At 63.3% G+C, this 25,061-nt stretch carries 29 protein-coding genes; 18 read left to right on the top strand and 11 right to left on the bottom strand.

Going from position 1 to position 25,061, the window contains the following annotated elements:
• Nucleotides 1–44 precede the first annotated feature (44 nt).
• The 4 genes from FGL95_RS03085 to FGL95_RS03070 are packed head-to-tail and all read left to right on the top strand — an operon-like array spanning nucleotide 45 to nucleotide 2,380.
• Nucleotides 45–665: a hypothetical protein gene (locus tag FGL95_RS03085; RefSeq protein WP_169584690.1), complete on the top strand. Its 621-nt coding sequence runs from the start codon at nucleotides 45–47 to the stop codon at nucleotides 663–665.
• Nucleotides 666–695: 30 nt separating this feature from the next.
• Nucleotides 696–1,427, top strand: a complete 732-nt coding sequence (locus FGL95_RS03080) for a flavodoxin family protein (protein ID WP_169584689.1) — start codon at nucleotides 696–698, stop codon at nucleotides 1,425–1,427.
• A gap of 57 nt (nucleotides 1,428–1,484) precedes the next feature.
• Nucleotides 1,485–2,141, top strand: coding sequence for an RNA polymerase sigma factor (locus FGL95_RS03075; RefSeq protein WP_169584688.1), 657 nt, complete (start codon nucleotides 1,485–1,487; stop codon nucleotides 2,139–2,141).
• Entirely contained in the window at nucleotides 2,138–2,380 is a 243-nt protein-coding gene (locus FGL95_RS03070; protein WP_206071396.1) for an anti-sigma factor family protein, read from the top strand. Before FGL95_RS03075 ends, FGL95_RS03070 begins: the two co-directional genes overlap by 4 nt.
• On the opposite strand, the gene FGL95_RS03065 is transcribed toward FGL95_RS03070, so the two are convergent.
• The gene (locus tag FGL95_RS03065) at nucleotides 2,351–3,571 is read right to left on the bottom strand and encodes a GGDEF domain-containing protein (RefSeq protein WP_169584687.1); all 1,221 of its coding nucleotides are present in this window, start codon (nucleotides 3,569–3,571) and stop codon (nucleotides 2,351–2,353) included. The two genes, FGL95_RS03070 and FGL95_RS03065, sit on opposite strands and share 30 nt — an antisense overlap.
• A 257-nt stretch (nucleotides 3,572–3,828) precedes the next feature.
• On the opposite strand from FGL95_RS03065, the gene FGL95_RS03060 reads away from it, so the two are divergent.
• On the top strand, nucleotides 3,829–5,049 hold the full coding sequence (locus FGL95_RS03060) for a lipase family protein (protein WP_169584686.1): 1,221 nt from the start codon (nucleotides 3,829–3,831) through the stop codon (nucleotides 5,047–5,049).
• An 11-nt stretch (nucleotides 5,050–5,060) separates the two neighbouring features.
• Here FGL95_RS03060 and FGL95_RS03055 read toward each other — a convergent pair whose 3' ends face one another.
• From FGL95_RS03055 to FGL95_RS03045, 3 genes are read right to left on the bottom strand one after another with little or no spacing between them, the layout of a single operon-like run.
• Nucleotides 5,061–5,960, bottom strand: a complete 900-nt coding sequence (locus tag FGL95_RS03055; protein WP_169584685.1) for an alpha/beta hydrolase — start codon at nucleotides 5,958–5,960, stop codon at nucleotides 5,061–5,063.
• A 58-nt stretch (nucleotides 5,961–6,018) separates the two neighbouring features.
• The gene (locus FGL95_RS03050; protein WP_169584684.1) at nucleotides 6,019–7,191 is read right to left on the bottom strand and encodes an AI-2E family transporter; all 1,173 of its coding nucleotides are present in this window, start codon (nucleotides 7,189–7,191) and stop codon (nucleotides 6,019–6,021) included.
• Between the two features lie 23 nt (nucleotides 7,192–7,214).
• The gene (locus tag FGL95_RS03045) at nucleotides 7,215–7,568 is read right to left on the bottom strand and encodes a LapA family protein (protein WP_169584683.1); all 354 of its coding nucleotides are present in this window, start codon (nucleotides 7,566–7,568) and stop codon (nucleotides 7,215–7,217) included.
• Nucleotides 7,569–7,750: 182 nt separating this feature from the next.
• Here FGL95_RS03045 and FGL95_RS03040 point away from each other — a divergent pair, with 182 nt between their 5' ends.
• Nucleotides 7,751–9,184, top strand: a complete 1,434-nt coding sequence (locus FGL95_RS03040; RefSeq protein ID WP_169584682.1) for an HNH endonuclease signature motif containing protein — start codon at nucleotides 7,751–7,753, stop codon at nucleotides 9,182–9,184.
• Here the strand turns inward: FGL95_RS03040 and FGL95_RS03035 are convergent.
• Nucleotides 9,177–9,875: an EthD domain-containing protein gene (locus FGL95_RS03035; protein ID WP_169584681.1), complete on the bottom strand. Its 699-nt coding sequence runs from the start codon at nucleotides 9,873–9,875 to the stop codon at nucleotides 9,177–9,179. The two genes, FGL95_RS03040 and FGL95_RS03035, sit on opposite strands and share 8 nt — an antisense overlap.
• Before the next feature lie 97 nt (nucleotides 9,876–9,972).
• Here FGL95_RS03035 and FGL95_RS03030 point away from each other — a divergent pair, with 97 nt between their 5' ends.
• From FGL95_RS03030 to FGL95_RS03010, 5 genes are all read left to right on the top strand, one after another.
• A complete protein-coding gene (locus tag FGL95_RS03030) occupies nucleotides 9,973–10,230 on the top strand; it encodes a hypothetical protein (protein ID WP_169584680.1) in 258 nt (85 codons plus the stop codon).
• A gap of 50 nt (nucleotides 10,231–10,280) precedes the next feature.
• Nucleotides 10,281–10,907, top strand: a complete 627-nt coding sequence (locus FGL95_RS03025) for a TetR/AcrR family transcriptional regulator (RefSeq protein WP_169584679.1) — start codon at nucleotides 10,281–10,283, stop codon at nucleotides 10,905–10,907.
• Between the two features lie 75 nt (nucleotides 10,908–10,982).
• Nucleotides 10,983–11,870 carry an alpha/beta hydrolase gene (locus tag FGL95_RS03020; RefSeq protein ID WP_169584678.1) on the top strand — a complete coding sequence of 296 codons (888 nt, stop codon included), beginning with the start codon at nucleotides 10,983–10,985 and terminating at the stop codon, nucleotides 11,868–11,870.
• Nucleotides 11,867–12,697, top strand: coding sequence for a PaaI family thioesterase (locus FGL95_RS03015; protein ID WP_169584677.1), 831 nt, complete (start codon nucleotides 11,867–11,869; stop codon nucleotides 12,695–12,697). Before FGL95_RS03020 ends, FGL95_RS03015 begins: the two co-directional genes overlap by 4 nt.
• Before the next feature lie 33 nt (nucleotides 12,698–12,730).
• Nucleotides 12,731–13,432, top strand: coding sequence for a hypothetical protein (locus tag FGL95_RS03010; protein ID WP_169584676.1), 702 nt, complete (start codon nucleotides 12,731–12,733; stop codon nucleotides 13,430–13,432).
• Nucleotides 13,433–13,525: 93 nt separating this feature from the next.
• Here the strand turns inward: FGL95_RS03010 and FGL95_RS03005 are convergent, their stop codons facing one another.
• Both FGL95_RS03005 and FGL95_RS03000 read right to left on the bottom strand, forming a co-directional pair.
• Complete coding sequence (locus FGL95_RS03005; RefSeq protein ID WP_169584675.1) at nucleotides 13,526–14,404, bottom strand: rhodanese-like domain-containing protein; 879 nt, start codon at nucleotides 14,402–14,404, stop codon at nucleotides 13,526–13,528.
• Entirely contained in the window at nucleotides 14,401–16,659 is a 2,259-nt protein-coding gene (locus FGL95_RS03000; RefSeq protein WP_169584674.1) for a nitrite/sulfite reductase, read from the bottom strand. Before FGL95_RS03000 ends, FGL95_RS03005 begins: the two co-directional genes overlap by 4 nt.
• Before the next feature lie 160 nt (nucleotides 16,660–16,819).
• On the opposite strand from FGL95_RS03000, the gene FGL95_RS02995 reads away from it, so the two are divergent.
• Nucleotides 16,820–17,968, top strand: coding sequence for an NAD(P)/FAD-dependent oxidoreductase (locus FGL95_RS02995; protein WP_169584673.1), 1,149 nt, complete (start codon nucleotides 16,820–16,822; stop codon nucleotides 17,966–17,968).
• A gap of 9 nt (nucleotides 17,969–17,977) precedes the next feature.
• Here the strand turns inward: FGL95_RS02995 and FGL95_RS02990 are convergent, their stop codons facing one another.
• Both FGL95_RS02990 and FGL95_RS02985 read right to left on the bottom strand, forming a co-directional pair.
• A complete protein-coding gene (locus FGL95_RS02990) occupies nucleotides 17,978–18,139 on the bottom strand; it encodes a hypothetical protein (protein WP_169584672.1) in 162 nt (53 codons plus the stop codon).
• Nucleotides 18,140–18,185: 46 nt separating this feature from the next.
• Nucleotides 18,186–18,605, bottom strand: a complete 420-nt coding sequence (locus tag FGL95_RS02985) for an STAS domain-containing protein (protein WP_169584671.1) — start codon at nucleotides 18,603–18,605, stop codon at nucleotides 18,186–18,188.
• A gap of 136 nt (nucleotides 18,606–18,741) precedes the next feature.
• Between FGL95_RS02985 and FGL95_RS02980 the strand changes: the two genes are divergently transcribed.
• The 4 genes from FGL95_RS02980 (at nucleotide 18,742) to mbp1 (ending at nucleotide 22,142) form a co-directional block, all read left to right on the top strand.
• Nucleotides 18,742–19,731, top strand: a complete 990-nt coding sequence (locus tag FGL95_RS02980; RefSeq protein ID WP_169584670.1) for an LLM class F420-dependent oxidoreductase — start codon at nucleotides 18,742–18,744, stop codon at nucleotides 19,729–19,731.
• An 11-nt stretch (nucleotides 19,732–19,742) separates the two neighbouring features.
• Nucleotides 19,743–20,189 carry an SRPBCC family protein gene (locus tag FGL95_RS02975; RefSeq protein WP_169584669.1) on the top strand — a complete coding sequence of 149 codons (447 nt, stop codon included), beginning with the start codon at nucleotides 19,743–19,745 and terminating at the stop codon, nucleotides 20,187–20,189.
• Nucleotides 20,176–21,795: a phytoene desaturase family protein gene (locus FGL95_RS02970; protein ID WP_169584668.1), complete on the top strand. Its 1,620-nt coding sequence runs from the start codon at nucleotides 20,176–20,178 to the stop codon at nucleotides 21,793–21,795. Before FGL95_RS02975 ends, FGL95_RS02970 begins: the two co-directional genes overlap by 14 nt.
• A 110-nt stretch (nucleotides 21,796–21,905) precedes the next feature.
• On the top strand, nucleotides 21,906–22,142 hold the full coding sequence (gene mbp1, locus FGL95_RS02965) for a microaggregate-binding protein 1 (protein WP_169584667.1): 237 nt from the start codon (nucleotides 21,906–21,908) through the stop codon (nucleotides 22,140–22,142).
• A gap of 65 nt (nucleotides 22,143–22,207) precedes the next feature.
• Here mbp1 and FGL95_RS02960 read toward each other — a convergent pair whose 3' ends face one another.
• Nucleotides 22,208–23,701: an FAD-dependent oxidoreductase gene (locus FGL95_RS02960; protein ID WP_169584666.1), complete on the bottom strand. Its 1,494-nt coding sequence runs from the start codon at nucleotides 23,699–23,701 to the stop codon at nucleotides 22,208–22,210.
• Between the two features lie 50 nt (nucleotides 23,702–23,751).
• Entirely contained in the window at nucleotides 23,752–24,216 is a 465-nt protein-coding gene (locus FGL95_RS02955) for a hypothetical protein (RefSeq protein WP_169584665.1), read from the bottom strand.
• A 205-nt stretch (nucleotides 24,217–24,421) separates the two neighbouring features.
• Between FGL95_RS02955 and FGL95_RS02950 the strand changes: the two genes are divergently transcribed.
• A complete protein-coding gene (locus FGL95_RS02950; RefSeq protein WP_169584664.1) occupies nucleotides 24,422–24,784 on the top strand; it encodes a hypothetical protein in 363 nt (120 codons plus the stop codon).
• A gap of 14 nt (nucleotides 24,785–24,798) precedes the next feature.
• A complete protein-coding gene (locus tag FGL95_RS02945; RefSeq protein ID WP_169584663.1) occupies nucleotides 24,799–24,963 on the top strand; it encodes a hypothetical protein in 165 nt (54 codons plus the stop codon).
• Nucleotides 24,964–25,061: the final 98 nt, after the last annotated feature.

The following is a 25,061-nucleotide window of genomic DNA, read 5'->3' as shown; positions in this document are numbered from 1 at the left end:
GGCGCGACCTATGGCGTTACACCGATTCGAATCGAGGACTTCACATGAACGACGAGACTTTGGCCGCGACCCGGCGATCGCTGCATGCGGTTGCGGAGTTGCTGATTGCGGGTCCGCAGCATCGTTTGCACCAGACGATTCGACTGGCGGTGGACTCGGACGGGATCGGTGGAAAGATCCTGCCGATTCGGATCGAGGGCGCCGAGCTGGTCTGGCCGGAGGGTCGGGCGCCGCTGACCGGAACGTATCGCGAACTCGCTCAGCTCGCGGGCGTCGAACCCGGAGTCGCAGAGGGCGTGTACGCCGACACGACGGGGGTGTCGCTGGACGAGCCGCTATCGGTCGACCCGGCCGCCGCGGCGCTGGTGCTGGGCTGGTTCGCGATGGGGGACAAGGCGTTACGCACGTTCGCGCCCACCGAGGAACCGGTCCTGTGGCCTGAGCATTTCGACCTCGGAATTGCCGTGGACGAAGTGAACTACGGCATTTCGCCGGGCGACAGCGGAATCGCGACACCGTATGCCTACGTCGGTCCGTGGACACCCCAGATCGGTCCGTTCTGGAATGAATCGTTCGGCGCTGCTCGGACGGTGGACGACCTGCCATCGGTCGAGTCGATTGTCGCGTTCTTCGAAGATGGAAAGGACAGCGTGAAACGCGTGTAACGCCAGCCCGGGCTGCCCACACTAGGGTGCATGACCGAGTCAACTGCCAACACGCCCCCAGCCGACTACAGCGATCTGCGGGCGCTGTTCATCAACTGCACCCTCAAAAGGTCGCCGGAGCCCAGCAATACCCAGGGACTCGTCGACATCAGCACGCGCATCATGGAGGCCCACGGGATCACGGTCGAAACGGTGCGCGCAGTCGATCACGACATCGCCACCGGTGTGTGGCCGGACATGCGCGAGCACGGCGCCGCGACCGACGACTGGCCCGAAATCTTCGAAAAGGTGTTGGCGTCAGACATTTTGGTCCTCGCCGGACCGATCTGGCTCGGCGACAACAGCTCGATCATGAAGCAGGTTCACGAGCGTTTGTACGGTGGCTCGCATCTGCTCAACGACGCGGGCCAATACCTCTACTACGGTCGGGTCGGTGGATGTTTGATCACCGGCAACGAGGATGGCATCAAGCACTGCGCACAGAACGTGCTCTACACGTTGCAGCACATCGGCTACACGATTCCGCCGCAAGCCGATGCGGGATGGATCGGTGAAGCCGGTCCGGGGCCGTCCTACCTCGATCCCGGTTCTGGCGGTCCGGAGAACGATTTCACCAACCGCAACACCACGTTCATGACCTGGAATCTCATCCATCTGGCGCGACTGCTCAAGGACGCGGGCGGTGTTCCGGCGTACGGGAACCAGCGTTCCGGTTGGGACGCTGGTTGCCGTTACGACTTCGAGAACCCGGAGTACCGGTAGTCCGTCAGTTCGGGCGAACCGGACGTCGATCGGACAGTTTTCGGCGATCATTGAGGCTTGCCAGCTGATGCGCCCACTCGAGACGTCGGCGAAGAGGGGCTCGTGGCCGCGCTTCGGTGCGGCGACGAGTCCGCCTTCGCCGAGGTGGTCGACCGATACACGCCGACGATGCTCCGCATCGCCCGCGGCTACGTCGCCGGCCACGAGGCTGCCGAGGACGTCGTGCAAGAGACCTGGATTGCGTTGCTCAAAGGCATCGACAAATTCGAAGGTCGGTCGTCGTTGCGGACATGGTTGTTTGCGGTTCTCGTGAACGTGGCGAAGGCCCGAGGAATTCGAGACCACCACAACGCAACGCGCGAAGTTGCTGGAACCTTCCCGAACGGCGCGTCGGTCGACCCCATGCGGTTCCGGCCTGCCGACGATCGATATCCGGGCGGCTGGCGCCCTGAGTACGTGCCTGCCCCTTGGTACGTGACTCCCGAGACGTCCGTGCTGGGCGACGAGATCTTGGCTCTTGCTCGTGCGGAATTGGATCGTTTGCCGACGCGGCAGCGGATGGTCGTGGCGCTGCGGGACATGCTCGGTCTCGACGCGGGGGAGGTATGCACGATGCTGTCGTTGACGACAGAAAATCAGCGAGTCCTACTGCACCGCGGCCGCACGCGGATTCGGCAAGGCCTGGAGGCCTACTTGGCGGTCGATTCGTCATGACCGAACCTGCCCATATCAGTTGCCAGGAGATCGTCGAACTCGTCACGGAGTATCTCGACGGCGTATTGGACCCGGAGACGACTGCGCGGGTCGAACATCATCTGGAACTTTGCCCTGGGTGCCTGAACTATGTCGAGCAAATGCGCACAACGGCTCGCATTCTCGACGCAAGCCAACCGGAGCCACTGGACCCGGTTTTCCGCGAGCGACTACTCGATGCGTTCAGAAAGTGGCGATAGAACGTCCGCGCGGGTTCGCGCTACGGGCGTTGTGCTGCTGTGGCAGACGAGCCGATCGCCGCCGGAATTCTTGGCTTCGTACATCGCCAGGTCCGCCTGGTGTAGTTCCGTGGCGAACGCGTTGGACGGGTCGATCGCCGGGACCAGGCCGGTGCGGATCCACGCTCCCGTGCTTGCGGTCACGGGGACGATATCGAGTGAGTCGTTGATCGATTCGTGTAGGCGGGCGACAATCTTGTCGACCTGGTCGACTGGGATCGCGACGACCGCGGCGAACTCGTCGCCGCCCAACCTCGCAACGAGTCCGGTCCGCGGAATGGCTGCGTGGAGTCGGCCCGCGACGGCGCGCAACGCCTGGTCACCGCTGGCGTGACCGTATCGGTCGTTGAGGGACTTGAACCCGTCCAAGTCGGCGAGCGCGGTCACGATGACAACCTGATCGTCACGTGCCGACGAAAATAGTTGATATGCCTCGGCGGCCAGGCCGCGGCGATTCAGCAAACCGGTGAGTGGATCCCGGTGCGAACCCTCCGCATCCTCCTTCAAAAACTGCAAGCCGATGTGCAGGATCAGCGGAATCCCAGTCATCAAACCCACCAAAATAAGCACGCGAATGGCGAACAGCGCTACTTCAGCTTCCGAGTCTCCGACCAGGTACTGCGCAGCGGCCACCCCGATCGTTGCGCCCGCCCAGCCGAGATGCAGGGCAAGAATGCGCGAACTGTGCAACAGGGTCACATAGATGCCGATAACGACGAACAATCCGCTGCCGGCCAGTGGTGACGAGGTACTTCCCGCGCCCGCAAAAAGCCCGATGCTGAGTGCTGCGTCAGCCCAGAGAACGAACCACAGCGACCTTCTTTCGGACGGCCACTTTGTGATCGGCCACCGTATTGCGGTGTAGAACGCGCTGGCTGCCAGGACGAACATCAACCCCGATCGCCACCTTGCGGTGTCCTCGTCGACCGTGAACTCGAGAAGCGCGACATAGAGACCGAATACCGCGCACCACGCACCCACCGACCATTTCAGCATGCGAGTGAGTCCGCGGCGCGAGAGAAAGGTGGGCATCCATTCGTAGTCGAAATCGGCGCACCACCAGGCAACGGCACGAGAACGCAAATTCGTGCGGGGCCCGATTCGTTGTGCTTCGAGAGCGGGGCGCTCTCGACGATTCCGCTGTTCGCCCATATCCGAACCTCCACTTACTCGACGCCCACGTGTGCGTCGCTCGAGGTCCCGACCTGCCCAGAATATTGCACGGTCACGCCGTTCTACGATGAAGCCCAGGCAACAGATAGTTGAATTCCCGCACGGAAGCCCGCGAGTCTGTCATCGGGATTACCGCGTCGTCGGGTAGAACGTCTGACTACAATCCAATAACGATCCTGGCTCTTTGGATTTCTTGCCGGCTTGCGGGCGAGCGCTCTGACCGAACGGTGTTGACGATGGCTTTTTCTTTCCGCAGGTTTGCACACGCCGTCGCAATCTGGTTGCTGATCGCGCTCGCTGCGGCCTTTGTCGGACCGAGCCGCGCAGCCGCGGATCCGCTGATGCCCGCGCCCGATCCGGATCCGTTCTATGCGGCACCTGCGGACCTCGACGCCCATGCGAACGGCGATGTGCTGAAAGTTCGGGAGCGGCCGTGGCACGTCTACTTCCCGACCAGCCGAGTTTTCGAGGTGCTGTTCCGAAGCACTGATTCCGAGGGCAAGTCGATCGCGGCGAACACGACGTACCTGCTCCCGTCGAACCACACGCCGGATGCCCCGCTGCTCTCGTACCAGCACATCATCAACGCGCTCGGCACCAAGTGCAAAGTCGCATCCAAGCTCTACACGTCAGACCCGATGAACTTGATCCTCGAGATGCCGGGGCTCAACGTTGCGCTGGCCCGGGGCTGGTCGGTCGCTCTGCCCGATCACCTCGGACCGCGCATGTCCTACGGCGCCGCAAGACTCGGCGGGCAGATCACCCTGGACGGAATCAGAGCCGTCAAGAATGTCCCCGAGTTCATGGTCACCAACAGCCCGGTCGGAATGGGCGGGTACTCCGGCGGCGGGATGGCTACCGCCTGGGCGGCGGCTCTCGCACCGACTTACGCGCCCGAGCTCAACATTGTCGGCGCTGCATACGGTGGTGTGCCGATGAACTTGTCGACGATGGCTCGCGCTCTCGGAACCCAGCCGCACATTGCGTTCGGTCTGGCCGCGATTGCACTACTCGGGCTGGAGCGCGAATATCCTGACCGGATCGATGTAGCCAGCCAACTCAACGGGTACGGCCGCTGGCTCGCCAACTGGGTCATCAACGGCTGCACCAACGAAGCGATGTTCGTCGGTTTGTACAAGAGCTCCGACCAGTTGACGGACCGACGTGACTACATGGATACGCCGTCGGTGTGGCAGGTGCTCAACGAGAACAGCTTGGAGTTCTACGACGGAATCCCGAAGACCCCGATCTTCGAATGGCACAGTCCGATCGACGGACTGATTCCGGTCGACGCGATCGACAACACTCTCGGCCGTTACTGCCGTGCCGGCGTGCAGTTGTTCACCATGATCACGCCGACCCCGGACCACTTGTCCGCCGCGCCGCTCGGCATGTTCCAGGCGTTGGACTTCCTCGACAAGAAGTTCCAGGGGCTCCCGACGGCGCGAATCTGCTGATTCGGTAGTTCCTAAGCGGAGCTCACGCCCAGCGCGGTCCGAAGGCTGGCGCATTGCGCGTCGAAGAATGCGCGTGTGACGGGTGCACGTCGGACCACCTGGTCGAAGCCGTGGAACGCGCCTGGCACCAATTCCAACTGGCAAGGCACGCCTGCTTCCTCGAGCCGGCGTGCGTACGCGATGCCCTCGTCATGAAACAGGTCGTGCGTGCCGACCCCGATCCATGCCGGGGCCAACCTGGACAGGTCGACCTGACGGGCCGGAACCGCTACCGCTGGATCGGCTTCACCGAGGTACGACTGCCAGCCGAAGTGGTTGCTCCGCGGATTCCAGACGCGATATCGGCCTGGCTCGCTGCCCGGTTCGGTCCGGTCGTCGAGCATCGGATAGGTCAGCAGCTGGAAGGCGGGCGTGACCTCGCCCCGATCGCGCGCAAGTATTGCGAGGGCGGCAGCGAGACCGCCGCCAGCACTCATCCCGCCGATAGCGATGCGAGTGGGATCGATCTCGGGGAGCGCAGCGAGCCAGGTCAGGGCGTCGTAACAGTCGTGCAGCGCTGCTGGATACGGATGTTCCGGAGCGAGCCGGTAGTCCACGGATACGACCGTGATTCCCAGTCTGTCGCTGAGTCGTCGGCACATCGTGTCGTCTTGGATGGCGGCGCCGAGGACATAGCCGCCGCCGTGAATCCACAGCAGCGCGGCGGAGCGAACAGCTGAGTTGGGTGGTCGGAACAGCCTGACCTTGACGTTGGACGACAGGTCCATGACTTCTGCGTGGCGATTGCCGATCGGGCGGAGCGCCTTGAAAGCGATCCGCGCAAACGGCAGGGTGAACCGGCCGACAGCGAGTTGTCCGGGTATCAGTCGTGTCGCGAGACGCAGGTCCGGATGCACATCGTCTAAAGGCAACGTCGTTGTCTCCTCTGGCTTCTCACACGCGACAAAAAGATAGCAGGGAGAATAGGTGTCAAGCGTTGTCGAGTCGGGGGAAGAGGATTTCCTCGGTGAGAAGTTGAATGGCTGCAGCGATAGGGATTGCGACGAGCGCTCCGACGATTCCGAGCAACGCACCGCCGACCAGCACCGCGATGACGGTGGTGAGCGCAGGCACTTTCACGGCTCGTCCGATGATCTTGGGGACCAAGAGGTAGTCCTCGCCGAGCCGGAAGCCGACAAAGAACACGATTGTCGAGAGGCAGACCGGTAGTGAGACGGTCAAGGCAACAGCAGCGACGACAACGCCGGCGATCGTCGAGCCGATGACGGGGAGGAGGTCGAAGATAGCGACGCAGATACCCAGGAGCAGCGGGTAGGGCACGCCGAAGGCCGCGAGCCACATGAACGTCGCGATTCCTGCGATCACCGAGATCGCGACGTTGCCCAACACATAGGCACCGACCTTCGCGAACACCTCGTCGCCGATCAGGATCGCCCGAGGCCGACGTGTGTGCGGCACGAGGCGATAGATCATGGTGCGGATTCGGGGCAGGTCGGCGAGGAAATACACCGTCAGCACCGCAACGATCAGCAAGTGAGCGAGGGCGTCGAATATCGCACTGCCAGCAGTGACGACGCTGTCGAGCATCGAGCCACCAGAACCGTTGATCGTGTCGGTGATGCGCTGTTGCAGGTGGAATCGATCGTTGAGCTTGCCGATCGTCGACGAATGATCCTGCGCCTGTTGCATGTAATTCGGCGCTTGGTCGATGAGTTGTTTGGCCTGCTCCGCGAGCGGTGGAATGGCGGCGGCGACGAACCCGGCGACCATGGCAAGAGCGAGCACGAACACGACAGTCACCGCCGCCCAGCGCGGCAGCGATCGGTTGACGAGCCAAGACACCACCGGTTCCAGGCCGAGGGCGAGAAAGAACGCGAGACCGATCAGCACGAGCGTCGACGACACCGTCACCAGCAGATGTACCGCGCCGTAAGTGACGGCGACGCCTGCCGACGCCGCCAACCCGATGAAGAATGGCGACCTGGGATTGAACCGAGGTCCGGGTGTTCCGAGTGGTTGCTCGGGTGAACTCAACTCTGCCGCAAGCTGTTCGGCCTCGGCGACCGGTCCTTCCTCGTCGGTATGCGGTTGCGCGACCATGTCGTGATGGCCCTCATCGCGGGGTTCAGAAGCCTCATCCATCGCGACTCCAAACCGATCCGTTGTCACCTGCGTTTCGCGCGATGCGGTCGGCGCAGGGCTTGCCGTATTTGGTGGATGCGTGCAGTACCGATGATCGCGGTCACGATGACGCCACAAACGGCCGCCAGCAACACAGCGACGCCGAGTGGAAGGGTGAAATGCATTCCGAGGAAAGCGAAGTCGCCCGGGGTGGAGTTCTCCAGCACGAAAACGAGAAGCAGTATCACCGCGATCGCACCGCCGATGAGTGCAACCCACGCCGTCGAGATCCGTGTCCGCGGAGGTGTCGCCGACGCGACCACCGGCGCTTCGGCAGCGCGCGGGGGCGGAGGTGGGTATTCGCCTTCTCCGGGAATTGAATTGTCTTGAAAACTCATACCGCGCCGACTTTCTTCGTGAAGCGCCTTTTCCTTGTGAGTACCCCTCGATAGTCATCGGCAACCAGGTCACTTCCGACACTCCGGAGACAGCAACCCGTCCAGTCACACCAGTCACGAAAACCGTTGGTGCCGTTGATCGCTCACCGAAACGTGTCAGTGGGTCCCGATACACTACGAACATGCTTGCGACCGCGACCGGAGTAGCCGACACCACCGTCGACGCCGCCCTCACCGCGCTCGACACCGCCGCCACCGCACTGCACGACCTGAATTTCGAGGTGTTGTCCAACCCCGAACGCGTCACCGTGTTGCAACGCCTGGAAACGGTGGCGCGGATGATCCCCTCGGTGGGACACACCCTGATCGCGCAGATCCAACAACAATGGGTCTACCGCGAACTCGGCAACGGCAACCTCACCTGGGTCCTCAGCGACGCCTTGCGCATCACTCCCGGCGACGCGCGGACCCGTACTCACCTCGCCGACGAACTGGGACCACGCCAAACGATCACCGGCCAACCCTTGGACCCGATCTACCGAGGAACCGCTGCCGGGCAGAAAGCCGGCCAGATCGGCGAACACCACATCAAGGTCATTCGGGAGTTCTTCAAGAGTCTTCCGCACACGATCGACATCGACACCCGCGAGCAGGCCGAAGCCGCGTTGGCGACACTGGCACGCACGCTACGACCCGACGAACTCCGCGCCGCAGCCAACCGGATGCTGGCCCACCTCAACCCCGACGGCAGCCTGACCGACGAGACGGACCGTGCCCGTCGCCGCTCGTTCGATCTGGGTAGACAGGGTCCGGACAAGATGACGAAAGGGTCGTTCTGCGCCGACCCGGAATTGCGAGCGTATCTGGAGGCGGTGTTCGCCAAGTGGGCCAAACCCGGCATGTGCAATCCCGACGACGACACCCTCGTCGTCGACGGTGAACCGTCCGACGACGCCGCCAAACGCGACACAAGATCGACCGGGCAACGTCAACACGACGCGCTGAAAGCGATGTCGCGGGCGATGCTCGCCTCCGGACAGTTGGGCCAACACCGCGGCTTGCCGGTCACCGTCGTGGTGACCATGACACTCACAGAACTCCAAAACGCGACCGGCAACGCCACCACCCACACCGGATCCCTGCTGCCGATGCGCGACGCGATCCGGGTCGCCGCCCACGCGCACCACTACCTGGCGATTTTCGACGACGACGGCCGCGCGCTCTACCTCGGCCGCAGCGAACGTCTCGCGCAACCCGACCAGCGGATCGTGATCTTCGCTCAACACATTGGCTGCACCTTCCCGGGATGTTCGCGCCCGGCCAGCCAGTGCGAGTGTCATCACTGCCGAGAATGGGAAGCCCAACACGGCCTCACCAACGTCGACGAACTCACCTTCGCCTGCCCCGTCCACCACCCGCTCGTCGGAGTCAACGACACCGACTGGAAAACGATTGTCGCCCCACCCGGGCACCGCTACCCCGGCCGCACCCTATGGATCCCGCCCAAACACATCGACCCGCAACAGAAACCGCGGATCAACCACTACCACCACCCCGGCGAATACCTACTCGAAGGAATCGACGATGACGAACCACGAAAACCTAAGCTCACTTAGCAAAAGGCTCGCGGAATACGTATCGGCTGGTCGGCACGACGTCGAGGTCTCGGTCTGCGCCGAATGTCGCGACGCTGGCCATCAGTCGTGTGATGCGCTGGGTCAATTCATCGGCGTCTCCGGCGGAGCCGTAGAAGGCGTGCGGGTCCGAGAGGGCAGCGATGGGAAACAGCTCCTCGACGATTCCGTCGATCGGGCTCGCGCCGGGTGTCACCGATCGCACGATCGCGTTACGGACGTAGCCGAAGGTGTCCTGGGTTTCGATCGCGACGCGAGTGTGCGGACCGAGCCAGCGGTCGAGCCAGTCGTCACGGTCCAGGTCGGCGGGCCGCCGCAGGATGGCTACATTCGCCAATCCCGATGATCGCTCGCCCGCTTCGGACCGAGGCGGTTCGATCGCAACGGACTCCGTCACCAAATAGCCGGCAACGTCGCTACACACGGTAGCGAACACTGCGGCCAGTCTCGCCGAAAGCTGCGCTGAGCTGTCCACCCATACGCTGGCTATGGCTGATACGGGTCGGTCGAAGGTGGTGATGCGCAGCATCGCACCCGCGACCGCCGAGTCCGACACGTTGACCTGCACGCCCCGCACACCATCGATTTCGAGCAGCTTCGTCGCCACAGTGCCGGCCAGATCCTCGGCCACGGTGTCGGATTCTGCCCACAGCAAGTAGACGAGCTTCTCCATGGCTGCAGGCTAGTCGCGAATATTCGGAAACATGGCTGTCATTTTCCCGACCTACCGTAGTGACCAGATTTCACGTCGCACCCAAAAGGAGGACGGAGTGAAAAACCCTGAGAACACATCGCGCCTGATGCTCGACTTCGCTTGTTCATGGCGACGATTCGGTGGCGGGCCGGACGAGGACATCATGGTCCGGTTCGGTTTGACAGCACCCGAGTACTTCAGCCGACTGGAGGGCATCGTCAAGGCCGGCCACCACAACTTGGACGAGCAAACTGCTACCGAGATTTTGAAGGTATGTCGGCGTCGGCTGTGGACCTACCGAACCGGGCACGACTCACTTCGTGCCCCGGCCTGACCGGACGGAACGGTCAGCGCTGACTGCAGCCAGGTCGTAGCATCACGTCCATGACAAGCACGCGGGCCGAGGACTTCCAGCGGTTGCAGGAAAGTCGGAGCCAAGCCAGTCGGCAGCAGATTCTGGATTCCGCTGTGCAATGCCTTGTCGAGGATGGTTATTCGGGTGCGTCGACACTCCGGATTCAGGAGTTGGCGGGCGTCTCGCGCGGTCGGCTGCTCCACCATTTCCCCTCGCGCGACGAGCTATTGGTCGGAGCCGTCGCGCACCTTGTATCCAATCGTGTTGCGACGCTGCAAGAAGAGGCGCTGACGACGATAACCGCGGCGGACGGCGATCCGCTGCGCATCGACCAAGCCGTCGATCAGATGTGGGTGTCGTTCCATCAGCCGTACTTCTGGGCGTCGATTGAGCTCTGGATCGCCGCGCGACACAACGAGAACCTTCGCAGGGCGCTGAAACCGGCGGAGCGCAAGTTGTACAAGGCGATTCGCGCGACGCTCGATTCGTATTTCGGGCCGACGCTGTGCGCCCATCCGCGCTACCGGCAAACGGTGGACATGCTCGTGTCCAGCATGCGTGGCGTCGCCCTCACGTATGCCTTCGACGCTCGTCGTCCCGCCCGTGATCTGCACGTCGCGCAATGGCGCGAAGTCGCGCGCGTGCTGCTGTCCTGAGGGGCGCAGTCAGCATTGACTCCAGGTGCGATCTGGAGCACCCTTGTGTCAACTCGCGCCAGTGAAGGAACTTCGATGCCAAACGAGCAGTTCACATTCCCATCCGTCGACGGACGCGAGATCGCGGCATATCGATGGGATCCAACGGGGACACCGGTCGGGGCCGCGATGATCGTCCACGGGATGGGCGAGCATGTTCTGCGCTACGAAGAACTCGCCCAGACGCTCAACCGCGAGGGATACGTCGCATACGGTCACGACCATCGCGGGCACGGTAGCTCTGTGCAGCCAGGGGAGACGCCGGGTGACCTGGGCCAAGACGGTTGGTCTGCGTTGGTCGCCGACATCGGTACTTTGGCTGGCATCGTCCGGGAGAATCATGCGGACCTGCCGATATTGCTGATCGCGCACAGCATGGGTTCGTTTGCCACGCAACAGTTCCTGCTGGATAACAGCGATCGCGTCGATGCGGTGGTGCTGAGCGGCACGGGTTGTCTCGACCTTCTGGAGCCGGCTCTCGACTTGGACAGCGAACTGGATCTCGCGATGTTCAACGCACCGTTCGCCCCAGCTCGGACCGACTTCGATTGGCTCTCGCGCGACGAGGTTGAAGTCGACAAGTACGTCGCGGACCCACTCTGCGGATTCGGCGTCGACGTCGATTCAGTGAAGTCGATGTTCGGCGGTGCGCGTCGACTCGCGGATCCGGAAGAGGTGGCTCGAATCCGTGCTGACCTGCCCGTTCTTATCGCTGTCGGTTCGCACGATCCGGTCAATGCCGGTCTGGCGCTGGTAACGCCGCTGGTCGATCGGCTGAAGGCCGCCGGCGTCGAAGACGTGACCCTTCGTGTCTACGAGAATTCTCGCCACGAGATTTTCAACGAGACCAACCGTGCGGAAGTGTTCACGGACCTTGTCGCCTGGTCCGGGCGGGCGCGCAAACCTGCCGCTAGCATCGGATGACCTCGTCCGCGATCAGGTATCTCGAGCTCGGCGCTGAGCGCCTCTTCGGTATCGGCACGGTGATCGGCGACGAGAAATCGGCCCGCGCCACGATGCGGACCGGCTCGAGGACGACGGGTCCAGACGGGCAGGGGAGTGCAGGTTCCCTCGGCGTCCTGGTCGACGATGGATTGGGTTACAGCATCGCGGCGCGCACTCCCGCCCAGATGACAACTGTGACAACGCAACTCCACCTCGACGTGCTTGCACCCGTTCCCACGACGGAGACCGACCTCGTCATCGTCACCGACGAAGTGATTCTCGGCGACAACGGCGGCTACTCGACCGGTCGCGTGACCGACGGAGCTGGAACCGTAATTGCATTGGCATCGTTGCGAATTCGATTCGTGCCGAGATTCGGAAACGGCCAGCGAGGGTTGGTCCTGAGTAGCGAGCAACTTCGCGAACTCGCCGACCGCGCGATCGGCAAGAACGTCGTGGACATGTTGGACGCGACCGCCGCGCAAATCGACGGTGGCGTCGATCTGCGCGTGGCGGTCACCAGTGGCATCGCCAACTACGGCCGCAACCTGCATGGGGGGGTGTCGTTGTGCGCCGCCGAAATCGCAGGCTGGACCGCTATCAACGACGCACAACCCGAGAATCCGCTCTCCACGTCATCGGTGGATATCGCCTACCTACGACCATGCCCACTGGGCAGCGACGTGACGTTCCGTGCCACCCTCATCCATCGCGGTCGAACGCTGGGAATTGCCCGGGTCGCGGGATTTGTCGACGAGGACCGCCCGGTCGTCGTCGCCACCGTGACGTGCCAAATCCCGGATTAGGCAGAGGTCGATCGACCTATCTGCTGAGGCATCATGAAGAGTGTGAACCAGCTATTCGAGTTTCTGTCGCACTACTGGTGGCTGATCTTCGTCTTCGGCGGCAGTATCGGCGGTGCGCTGAAGGCGATCGGCGCAGCGAATCAACGGCGCGCCGACCGCAGACTCGAGCGGTACAGGATCAAGCAGCAGGCCAAAATTGCTGTGGCGCAGGCGAAGGCGCAGGACCACGTCGACGCGCAGACCCAGCGGCGCGAGATCGCGAAGGCCATCGACGAACACGACCAGACCGACGCGCGATGGTTCGGCTACGAGATGGACCTGGCGACCTTGCTCGATTACCCGATGATGACCGATATGCGGGAGCCGTTGACGGTCGAATTTCACAAGGCGCGGCGCCGCGCGGACCTGCTGCGGCCTGCGGATGTGGAGTCGATGGTCGGCAACCACGAGGCGCAGCTCGAATACCGCGATGCGGTGCATGCGTATGCCATCGCGTTCGATGTAGGCGAAGCGGAGGCAAAGCGCCGCCGCCGCGGCGGGTTTACGCGCGACGAACAAGAACGGCTGGTCCGGGCCCAGCGTCTACTGCGCCTCGCGATGGACGACGCCGCCACAGCTGCCGAGCGCCAGAGTGCATATGCCAAGGCGCGCAAGGAACTCGATGGTCTGATCGTCCTTCCGGCGACAGCGCGCGCGGAGCTCGAACGAAAGATTGCAGGTCAGATCGAAGCCTGAGCCCAGATCCGCGCCGCCGAGCGCATAGTTTTGGTGGTTGTACGGGCCTGATTTGCCACCATTTCTATGCGCTCAACGCAACCTCGGCGCTACTCAGTACCTCGGCAGACTCGGGTCGACGTAGTCGATCCAGGCCATGAGCCCGCCGTTGACGTTCCAGGCGTTCGAGAATCCAGCATCACGCAGTTTCTCGACCGCTTGCGCGCCGCGGTAACCTGCGCGGCAATGCGCCACGACGTGGCTCGTCGGGTCGAGTTCGCTGATTCGAGTGTCGAGTTCGTCGAGCGGAATCAACGTCCCGCCGATGTTCACCGTCTCGTATTCGCCGGGTTCACGCACGTCGATCAAGGCGAATTCGGCGCCGGTGTTGCGCAGGCGCTCCAACTCTCGTGCGCTGATGTCCCACGGGCTTTGCCTCGCCGCTTGGTTGCCACCGAGTTTGGCGAGAATGCCGTCAGTGTTGGCCGCCGCCAAGGCAATTCGCGGTAGTTCGCGTGGGTCGGTGGAGTCCACTGCGGTCAGCGCGGTGCCTTCGCCGAACACATCGACCGCGACCGGTTCGAGCTCGGTCAGCAACGCGGACTGGATTTCCTCCGGAGTACCGAGTTTGCGGTCCGCGACCGTGACTGTGACCGACGACAGGTCGAACTCGGTCGGGAGTGCCCCGTCCTCGTTGATCTGCTCGACGGCGCCGAGCAGGATCCGCACCCCGTCGCGGAACTGGGTCGCGGCGTCGTCGGCCCCGCGGCGTTTGATCGTGACGTAGAAGTTCGACGGCGTGATTCCGTAGTCGAGGTCCTGGCCGATCAGCATCAGGCCAGGCCCGTTCGGGACGTGCCGGTAATCGGCGACGTCCAGAATGAAGCCTTCGACGAGCCCCCGCTGAATGAACCGGTGGAAAACGCCGGTCGCGTTCTCCAAAGGAGCACCGAGCGAGGCCGGGACGGACACGGTCAGACGTAGCGGCTTCACTTGCGACCTGCCGTCACCTTGATTGCCGTCTTCTCGGCTTCGAGCTTGGCGTCACAGGCATGGGCTGCCTCGATGAACAACTGGGCCTCTTCGACACGTTGCGCGGCGATGGTCGGATCCTCGGATGGAGTGGGGTCGGCGTGGAAGTCGAGCAGGTACTGGCCGAACTTGCCGCCCGCGAAGCGATCGAAGAACTTCTGGGTGTCGAAGAACCGGGCTTTCCACTCGGCAACGACCTGCTGGGGGTCCTCGGTGACGTCGATGAACTCGGTGCGGACCAGTGCGCGGGCGGCGGCGATCATCGCTGCGTAGGCGCGGCTTTCTGCCTTGGCCGGGTTGTGGTCTTCGTCGAGGGCGAGCTGCGCGTCGAACACCGCGGACTCGGCCTTCATGACCTCGATGCCGAACAGTGAGACGACCTCACCTGCACATTCGCCGACGCCGTGGTCACCCATGGTGAACAGCCGTGCATCGCCGAAGTCGATGTAGAAGTCCTGGTCATCCTTGAACGTCGGGATGTCCATCAGCGGTTCGACGAGCGCCTTCAGGCCACGCTTGCCCAATCGCAGCGACCAGTCCTGGAACGATTCGCCGTCTTCGCGCCCGGCGAGGTAAGCGTCGGTCAGGGCGTCGACGACCTTCGGTGCGTTCTTCGACGGAACGGCGCCGACCGCCATGCCGTACTTCGCGGCGTTCTCGGTGCGCTGGCCGCCGAGAATCACCTGGAAGTGCGGCACCCGGCGGCCGTCCATACCGCGGGAGTTGCCGTAGAAACCGATGTCGGCAAGGTGGTGCTGGCCGCAGCTGTTGAAGCAGCCGGAGATCTTGATCGACATGCTCTTGACGGCGTCGTCCTGCTGTTCGGCGCGCGGCGCGAGCTGTTCACGCAGCACACCCGCGAGGCCGCGGCTGGATGCGATGCCGAGCTTGCAGGTGTCGGTACCGGGGCACGCGGTGATGTCAGCGATGGTGTTGGCACCTGCGGCCGCGAGGCCGATTGCCTGGAGTTCGGTGTAGACGGCGACGAGATCGGCGTCGGAAATGAACCGGAGCACGATGTTCTGGTCGACCGTCGTGCGCATCCGGTCGCCCGAGTACTTACGAGCGATGTCTGCGAGACCTCGGGCCTGCGCACTTGTGAGGTCACCGAGCGGGAGATGCAGCGTCACCACCCGGTAGCCGGGTTGACGCTGTGACCGCACGTTGGTGACGTTCCAGGTGTCGAACCCGGCGGGGCGGGCTGCGCCGTTGAGCGACGCTGCCGGCCGGACCGCTTCGCCTTGCGTCACGGGCAGGTTGTCCACCAGCCCGCGGTGCCGTGGGTCGGCTGGGATGGTCTTGCGCTCTTCGGCGACCAAACGGCGGAATTCCTCGATGCCGAGCTTGGCGACGAGGAACTTGATGCGCGCGCGGTTCCGGTTCTTGCGTTCGCCGAGCCGCGCGAAGACGCGGGCGATGGCCTGCATCTCGACGAGCAGATCCTCGACCGGGGTGAACTCGGACAGCACCTGCGCCTGGTATGGGACGGTGCCGAGGCCGCCGCCGACGACGACCTTGAAGCCCCGCTTGCCGTTCTCGATGCGGGCGATGAAGCCGCCGTCATGCATCTGCACGAGTCCGCAGGCCTCGTGTTCGCAGCCTGAGAATGCGGGCTTGAACTTGCGGCCGAAATCCTGGACGTCGGGGTGCCCGAGCAGGAACTCCATCATCGCCTGGGCGTACGGGGCGACATCGAAGGTCTCGGTGTGGCAGACGCCGGCGAGCGGGCACGCGGTGATGTTGCGGATCGAGTTGCCGCACGCCTCCTGCGTCGTCACGCCGACGGCGGCGAGGCGACGCATCAGGTCCGGGGTGTCTTCGATGTGGACGTAATGGAGCTGGAAGTCCTGTCGCGTGGTGACGTGCAGGATCTCGTCGGAGTATTCCTCGGCGCAGTCGGCGATCACCTCGAGTTGCTCGGGCGTGAGGCCACCGAACGGCAACTTGATGCGCTGCATGCCAGGCGCGTCCCATGCGGTGTCGGGACCCTTGGTGGGCTTGTCCGCGAACGGCAGTTGGCGCGTCGCGTAACCGTCGGCGCGTTCGCCGTTGTCGTAGCGCTGGCCGTATGCACCGCGACGCAAGCGAGTCTCAGCGAAGACTTTCTCGTCCAGCTTGCCTTGCAGGCGGAGGCCGATCTGCGCTTCGAAACGGTCGATCTGTTCGGACCACTCGGGCCGCATCTGGCCGTCGAGGAGGCTGCTCCAGGTTGTCATCAAGTAGGACTCTCGCTGGTATCGACAATGTCGGAGGGCTGGCGCGAGTGGGCTGCGCACCGATCCCGAAGGTCAACCTTAACGGCTACGGGAATTCGGTTCCTGGCTACATGGGCGTTCGTGCTCGCGCACCGCTGAATTCTGTTGTTTGATGACCCCTATGGCTCATCGTGTCGTGATTCTCGGTGGCGGTTTCGGCGGCGTGGCGGCCGCGACCAGGCTCCGCGCATTGCTGCCGCCGGACGACGAAATCGTGCTGGTCGACCGCCGCGACTACTTCATGATGGGCTTCCGCAAGACCGGCGAGGTGGTCGGGGCGGAGCCGATGGCCGACGGGCGTCGGTCGCTCGAGGCACTGACCCGTGCGGGAATCGACGTCGTACAGGGCGAAATCACGGCGATCGATCCGCAGAGTCGCGCGGTCGACGTCGATGGTCGTCGGATCGCGGGGGATGCCTTGCTGGTCGCTCTCGGCGCGCGAACGGTCCCCGATGCCGTGCCGGGCCTGCGTGAACACGGCATCGATATCTACGACCCGGACGAGGTACCAAGGGCGGCTACAGCATTGAGTGAGCTGACAAGTGGTTCAGTGGCGATCGGGATATTCGGGGCCCCGTACCGCTGCGCACCTGCACCGTACGAGCTTGCCCTGCTGGCCAATGAGGCGGCTCGAAAGCGCGGCGCAACACTGCAATTCACCGCATTCACCCCGCAGCCCATGTCGGTGCCAGTGTTGGGGCAAGTCGGTTGCGGCGGCATCGAGGACCGACTTGCGGGCGCAGGTATCGATTTTCGACCCGCGACGAAGGCTGTGCGGGTCGAGTCCGGCACGGTCGTCGTCGACGGTGGCGCCGATATTCCGTTCGACCTGCTGTTGGCCGTGCCACCGCACCGCGTACCCGAGGTGGTGGCGGACGCGGGGCTGACCGGTCCTAGTGGGTGGGTCCGTGCCGACGCCAGGACGTTGGAGACCGCCTTTCCCGACGTGTATGCGGTCGGCGATGTCACCGGTATCCCGATGGCCAACGGGCAGCCGTTGCCGAAAGCGGGGGTGTTGGCAGCCGCTCAGGGTGAGGTCGTCGCCGAGCGGATCGCCGCCCGGTTGGGCGGCGGAGAACCAACCGCGACGTTCGACGGCGCAGGCTATTGCTTCCTCGAGATCGGCGGCGGGCAGGCGATGCTGGTGCGCGGGAACTTCCTGGCCGAACCGGCTCCTGACGTGGAACTCACCGCACCGTCGGAGGAGTTTCTGGCCGAGAAGCAACGATTCGAGCGAGAGCGGCTCGACGCGTGGTTCGGCGCCGGCTGATGCTGCCGTTCAGGCGCGGTCGGTAGTCGCCGGGCCCTCCGGCATCGCGCCGCCCTCGTCGGACCAGTCGCTCTGCTCGGCTGCGCCTTCGCCTGGATCGCTTTCGACGTCGTCTCGCGCATTGTCGCGACCAGCTTCGGTGGGCGTGGTTTCGATCTTTTTCGACGTCATGACCTCTGACTACCCTCGTCAGGGTGTCGCTAACCGCGCACGTGGATCAGCTGGCTACGTGCCCGGCGAAGTTGTCTGTGCCGTCGTTCAAATCGATCAGTGCGTCGCTCAGGCTGGGGTATACGGAGAAGAGAGCATCGAGACCGACCAGATGCAGCGGACGTGCTGTATACCGTCCGGTGGCGACGACCCCGAACCGCGCAGGCGGAATGCATTGCTTGTGGGCGGCAACCAAGATCGTCATCCCGGCTGAGCCGAGGAAATCGACCTTCGACAAGTCCATGACCAGTACGGCCGGTGGCTCGGCGAGGGTTTCGATGATCTTTTCGGTGAGCAGTGGCGCCGTCTGTATGTCCACCATTCCGGAGACCGCTACGACGGCCAGACCGTCGGAGCGACTCACGCTCACCTTGAACGGCTCCGAGAGGTTGCGGTCTCGTTCGCCACTGTCTGGCGCTTCCTGCATCGCGGTGCACCACTTTCTCGTCGGCCGTTGCGCCAAGTAAAGCATGAATGCATCGTTTGTGCATCGATTGTCTGTCCGGACTACGGAGTGTTTGCAGCACAGGTGCTCGGGTATCCGCGTCAATAGGAGGCTAGTAATGACCCGATTCGGATACACGCTGATGACAGAGCAAAGTGGACCCAAGGAACTTGTCGCGTACGCAGTCGGTGCAGAGGCGGCCGGGTTCGACTTCGCTGTGAGCAGCGACCACTACTCGCCGTGGTTGATGTCGCAAGGCCACGCACCGTATGCGTGGTCGGTCCTCGGTGCCGTCGCACACGCAACGTCGCGGATGGAATTGATGACGTACGTGACGTGCCCGACGATGCGTTATCACCCCGCCGTCGTCGCGCAGAAGGCTGCGACGATGCAGATACTCAGCGACGGACGCTTCACCCTCGGTCTCGGCAGCGGGGAAAACCTCAACGAACACGTTGTGGGTGCCGGGTGGCCGGGTGTCGAAACTCGGCAGGAGATGCTGGGCGAGGCGATCCAGATCATCCGTGAACTACACAACGGCGGGCTAGTCGACTGGCGAGGCGAACATTTCCGCGTCGACTCGGCACGACTGTGGGACCTTCCGAAAGTGCCTGTCCCGCTTGCAGTTGCAGTATCCGGCGACAAGTCGATCGAACGCTTCGCCCCACTCGCCGATCACATGATTGCCGTTGCGCCCGAGAAGGAACTGGTCGATGCATGGAGCCACGCCAGACGTCCGGCGACGGGCTTGTCGACGGGTTCGCGAGTGATCGGTCAAATACCGATTTGTTGGGATACGGACCGCGAGAAGGCAATTGCCCGTGCCCACGACCAATTCCGATGGTTCGGCGGAGGCTGGCAGGTCAATGCTGATCTTCCGACGACAGCTGGCTTCGCTGGCGCAACGACTTTCGTTCGACCGGAAGATGTTGCCGACAGCATCCCGTGTGGTCCAGATCTCGATGCCATCGTCGAATCTGTCAGTGCCTATTGGGAATCGGGGTTCACCGACGTTGCCCTGGTGCAGATCGGTGACGAGACGCAGGACGCGTTCTTGAACGAAGCCGCAGGCCCGCTGCTCGAGAAGCTCCGCGCAGCGGCGCGGTGAAGGCGGTCGCTATGCCTGTCACTCGAACAACGACGGCTACTCCCAGTCAAGTCTGGTCCGTGTTGGCCCAGGGGTGGGACTATGCCGGTTGGGTCGTCGGAGCAAGCCGAATTCGCGGCGTAGATAACACGTGGCCACTACCTGGTTCGAAAATCAGCCACTCGGTCGGTCCGTGGCCGGCGATGATCGACGACAATACCGTCGTCGAAGCGGCGACTCCGGAAAAGGAACTGATCCTTCTTGCGAAGGTGTGGCCCGTCGCGGCCGCGCGAATTACGATGCGACTGCACGAAATTCCAAAAGGCACTCGTATCGAGATGTCGGAATCGGCCGTGTCGAAGCCGTTCAGCTGGATCCCACAGCCCGTGCAGTCCGCGGCGCTGTGGCGTCGTAACCATGAATGTCTGCTGCGGCTCGCCTTGATCGCCGAGGGACGGGAAAGCGATGGGGACTCCTGACGTCGGTACGACCGTCACCGAAACCGTCGATGCGATCGTCATAGGTGCAGGACACAACGGACTCGTCGCAGCGTCGGTTCTGGCCGATGCGGGGTGGGATGTCGTTGTGCTGGAGGCAGAATCGGAGCCTGGCGGTGCAGTGCGAAGCGCCGAACTCGTACCTGGCTTCGTCACCGACCTCTACAGCGCGTTCTATCCGCTTTCGCAGGTGTCGCCCGCCCTTCTCAATCTCGGACTGGAAGATCACGGGCTGTCCTGGAGCCACGCGCCTGTAGTGGTCGGTCATCCGTTGTCGAGCGACGACACCGACGCGCCCGTCATACACGCCGACCCGCAAGCGACGGCAGAGCTACTTGCACAACGAGATCCGCGTGACGGTGCGGCGTGGTCGCGCCTCTGCGAGCAATGGCAGGCGATCAAGGAACCGCTGGTGAAATGCCTGTTCTCGCCGTTTCCGCCAGTGCGCGGACCGATCCAATTGTTGCGGTCGATCGGCACGGCCGATGCCATCCGCCTCGCCCGATTCCTCATGCTGCCTGCTTCGCTGATGGCAGCAGAGCTGTTTCACGATGAGGCGGCGCGAGTCCTGTTGTTGGGCAATGCGATGCATGCCGATGTGCCGCCGGACGCGCCCGGCAGCGGCGTCATGGGGTATCTGCTGACCATGCTCGCCCAGGACACGGGTTACCCCGTGCCGGTTGGGGGAGCGGGCAGGCTCACGGCCGCGCTGGTATCACGCGCACGCCACGCAGGTGCGGAAATCCGTTGCGCGACAAGGGTCGACGGAATCGATGTGCACAGCGGACGAGCGGTCGGCGTCCGGACCGAGGGCGGTCGAGTCGTTCGGGCAAGACGCGCGATCATCGCCGACGTATCAGCGCCGACCCTCTATTCAGGGTTACTCCCACGCGACTCTCTGCCGCCGCGATTGCTGGACGACTTGAAGAACTTCGCCTGGGACACTCCCGTTCTCAAGGTCAACTATGCCCTCGACGAACCGATCCCGTGGCGATCGGCGAACTTGCGCGGAGCTGGCACGATCCACGTGGGTGCCGACTCGCACGAGCTGGTGCGCTGGATGGCCGATCTCAACACAGCCGTGATTCCCCAGAAGCCGTTCATGTTGTTCGGCCAGATGACGACGGCGGATCCGACTCGGTCGCCGAGTGGCACCGAAAGCGCATGGGCCTATACGCATTTGCCGCGCGGAGTGGTCGACAACGCGTCGGCGGATCTCTTGGCGGACCGCGTGGACGACGTGCTGGAGGCGTACGCGCCAGGTTTCCGGGCCCGAGCGATCGGCCGCGTCGTGCAGCGCCCAGGCGATCTGGAGAACGCCGACGCGAATCTGCACGGTGGTGCTGTCAATGGCGGGACTGCTCAACTCCAGCAGCAGCTCATTTTCCGGCCGGTTCCCGGCACCGGACGATCCGAGACCCCCATCGAGGGTCTGTATCTCGGGAGCGCGTCTGCTCATCCGGGCGGCGGGGTGCATGGGATGTGCGGACTGAATGCCGCACATGCGGCACTGAAGAGTGACGGCGCTAGTGGCTGGCCGCGGCGTCGACTGAATCGGTTGCTGACCAACGTGATCGACAAGCCGTGAATACGCGCAGTCAAAGGCATTCTGTGTCAAACGTTTCGGATCGGCCTGCACGGGTATCCGGAAAGTAGCGCCCAAGAGGGCGCACATACGACATCAACGTAAGGATCGATATGGCTGACGAAAACAGTGGACCCGCCGAAGGCGCCAAGGGTGTCGTCGAGGGTGTCAAGGGCACCATCAAGGAAGCCGCCGGCAACGTCGTGGGTAACGACTCGCTCGCACGTGAAGGCGAAGCCCAGAAAGACAAAGCCGAGGATCAGCGTGAGGTAGCAAAGCACGAGGCCAAGGCGGAGGAAGCACGCGCCGAGGCAAAGGCAAACGAGGAACGGCAGCGTGCCGAGCAGTAGATCTCGAACGATCGACAAAAATTCCGTGCGCACATGCGCACGGAATTTTTGTGTCAGCACTTATCTCAGCGTGGCGGCAACGCTTGGAGATTCGATGTAACCGGCCCTTCCAAAACCTTTCCGTCGGAATCGAATCGAGAACCGTGCAGTGGGCAGTCCCAGGACCGTTCCGCGTCGTTCCATTTCACAATTCCGTAGAGATGTGGGCATACCGCCGATACTCGCTTCGTCACACCGTCGACCGTGCAGGTGGCGACGGGACGAATCCCTGATCTGTCGACGTTGCCGGCGCCCTCCTTCGGCGGTGAACTTTCGGTGCTGAGTGCTGCCCGCAACCACCCGGTGGCCATGTTGAGCCCGACGCCGGCGTTCGCCTGTGCGGCCTTCGGCAAGCCGACCAATTGCGACGGCCGCCAACTGCGCATGGCATCGGCCCAGGCCAATTGGCCGCCGAACTCTCGGCTGGCGAGCGCGAGCGCAGCCGCCACGGCGTTCGTCATACCCCATTTTGCGTAGCCGGTCGCGACCAGGATGCTGTCGAGGCCCGGCAGTAACGTTCCGACGTAGGGTAATTCGTCGATCGCGGTGTAATCCTGAGCCGACCAACTATGGGTAAGTTGTGCGCCGGGGAAGTGGGTCTGCGTCCATTCCACGATGTCCTCGACGAGCGTCGCCGGTGAATCGGACCGACCGACGGGGTGGCCGTTGCCGCCGACGAGCAGCAGGTCCTCGCCGGTGCCCGGCGCGTACCGCAGCGATCGGCTCGGCTTGTCTGCGGAGAGGTACATGCCGCGCGGGATCGGCCCCGGCACGGTGAACGCAAGTGCGTAGGAACGTTCAGGTTCCAGGCGTGCGAAGTAGCCACCACGATCCAGAATTGGTGTGCCAGTAGCCAATACCACCCTCTTGGCTTGTACTGAGCCGTGGTCGGTTTCGATGGACTGGCCACCGTTGCGGCGACTGACCGACTGCACTCGCGTATTTTCGAAGATCGGGACTCCGCGTTCGAGCAGATCTGCTGCGAGTCCTTCCAGCACCGACATGGGATCGAACTGCGCCTGATTGTCGAGTCGGACAGCGCCGTAGGTCGGAAACGGCAGTTCGGGTAGTTCCTCGGTCCATTCGACGTCCAGTCCCGCTGACGCGCACGCGCGTAATTCTGCGCGAACCGAGTCGGTGCCCGCAGCCGTGTTCGCGTAGGTATAGGCAGTTTCGCGCTGGACGGGGATGTCGTGCGCTTCGCAGTAGCGGAGCAGCCATTGCTGGCCCTCCTCGTTGGCGTCGACGTAATGTTGCGTCGTTGCCTCGCTGTGCTTGCTCGAGATCTCCGAAAGTCGCGTTCCCTGAAGCAAGCTCAGTTTCGCCGTCGTGTTTCCAGTGGCTGCTGCACCGATGCGGCGCGCTTCCACAACGGCGACCTCCGCACCGCCGCGGGCAAGCAGCAATGCGGTGACCAGTCCGGTGAGACCAGCACCCACGACGACGTAGTCGAAACTGAGGCCCTCGTCGAGGGTTGGCTGCGGCGTCGAGCGGGAACGATCGAACCATAGGGACGTCATTGCTAGTGGGTGCCCCGGAAGCGAGGAACGAAACAACGCGCGGTTCTCGATTACCGACCTTTGAAGGCTCGGGTCACCGAACCGACAGGAAATCGGGGAGCGTCGCGTCGAGTGGGGATCTGCGAAGGGCGCGCTGCGATCTGGGTTGTGTGGAACAGCTGACGCCGTCGTGTCCATGCTGCGACTTCCGCTGCGCGGCGGCGCGCAAGTGCGCGTGCGAATTCTGTTTCCGCGGAAGTTGTTTCGGTCTCGCAGCGGTGCTCGGCGGCGACCAGTCGACGCACTACTGTGGCGCGAAGCCCAGCGTCGGTATCGCCGAGAACTCGGCCGGCGACGACGTCGAACGCGATCAACACCTGCTGATACGCCCGCCACGGCAAGCGACTGCGGTCGAACGTCGAAACGAGGATGTCATCGATGCGCTGTAGCAGCGCCCGCCACGTTCGGTAGAGCCGTTGGACAGACAGCTGCACGCTCGGAATCGGCTTTGTCGGATCGTGCTTGGTGGCGACCATCGGTAATCCCTGTGGGTGTGTTGTCGTCAACTGACGAGGCCACCGAGGTCTGGGGCGGGAGTGGGCAAGAATCTGTCCGCTCTTCTCCACCGTACGCGCTCGCGCGACCGGTCGTTTGCCGCCCTCGTGGATGGGGTACTCGTTGAGTCTTACGGCCCGAGGCACCACATGGTGATCAACGGCGGCGCAGACGAACGTCGCGCTGGTGTTTTCGGTCGAATTCGAATACAAGTCGGAAGTAGTAGCTATGACGTTGCCTAAACCGAGTAATGACGATCTACGAACGAGAGAAGCCGGCCGAGAACCGAAGAAGCGCAGCTGGATCTGGATCGGCTACCTTCTGGTTGGGGTCGGAATCGTATTTCTGGGAATTGGTCTCACTGCCGCCGGATATGGATATTACGGCTGGACATGGATAGCTGTGGCCGGTTGTGCGGCGTCCGTGATTTCCGGGGTAGCGGTGATCATTTTCCTTCATCGCCGCAGCAAGTCCGGCGATGCGCGCGACGCAGAATTCGAAAATCGTTACCTTCCGCGCGGCTTCGCCGGCGACGGCTCCGACCAATAGCAGAGAGAATCGACATGAATAGCAGTGAATCGAACGGGCGCGATGCCAACACCGCAGGTGACAACAACGAAGCGCTGAGTTCCGACCCGCGCGACACCGATCACCCCACCGGGCACGAGGACGCGGCTGAGAATGCCGAAGAAGAGTCCCCGCATAGTTCGTCGGCGCAGGTCGTTTAGATCGGCACCGCGCGGGTAACCGTTCGATAGAGACGCTCCAGATTGTGGCGTTCTCGCGCGTGAATTTCCAATTCGCGTATTACCGAGTGCAACTCGGA

It is taken from the genome of Antrihabitans stalactiti (assembly GCF_012932915.1).
Classification (GTDB): Bacteria; Actinomycetota; Actinomycetes; order Mycobacteriales; family Mycobacteriaceae; genus Antrihabitans; species Antrihabitans stalactiti.
This window is presented reverse-complemented; position numbering and strand designations above follow the sequence as displayed.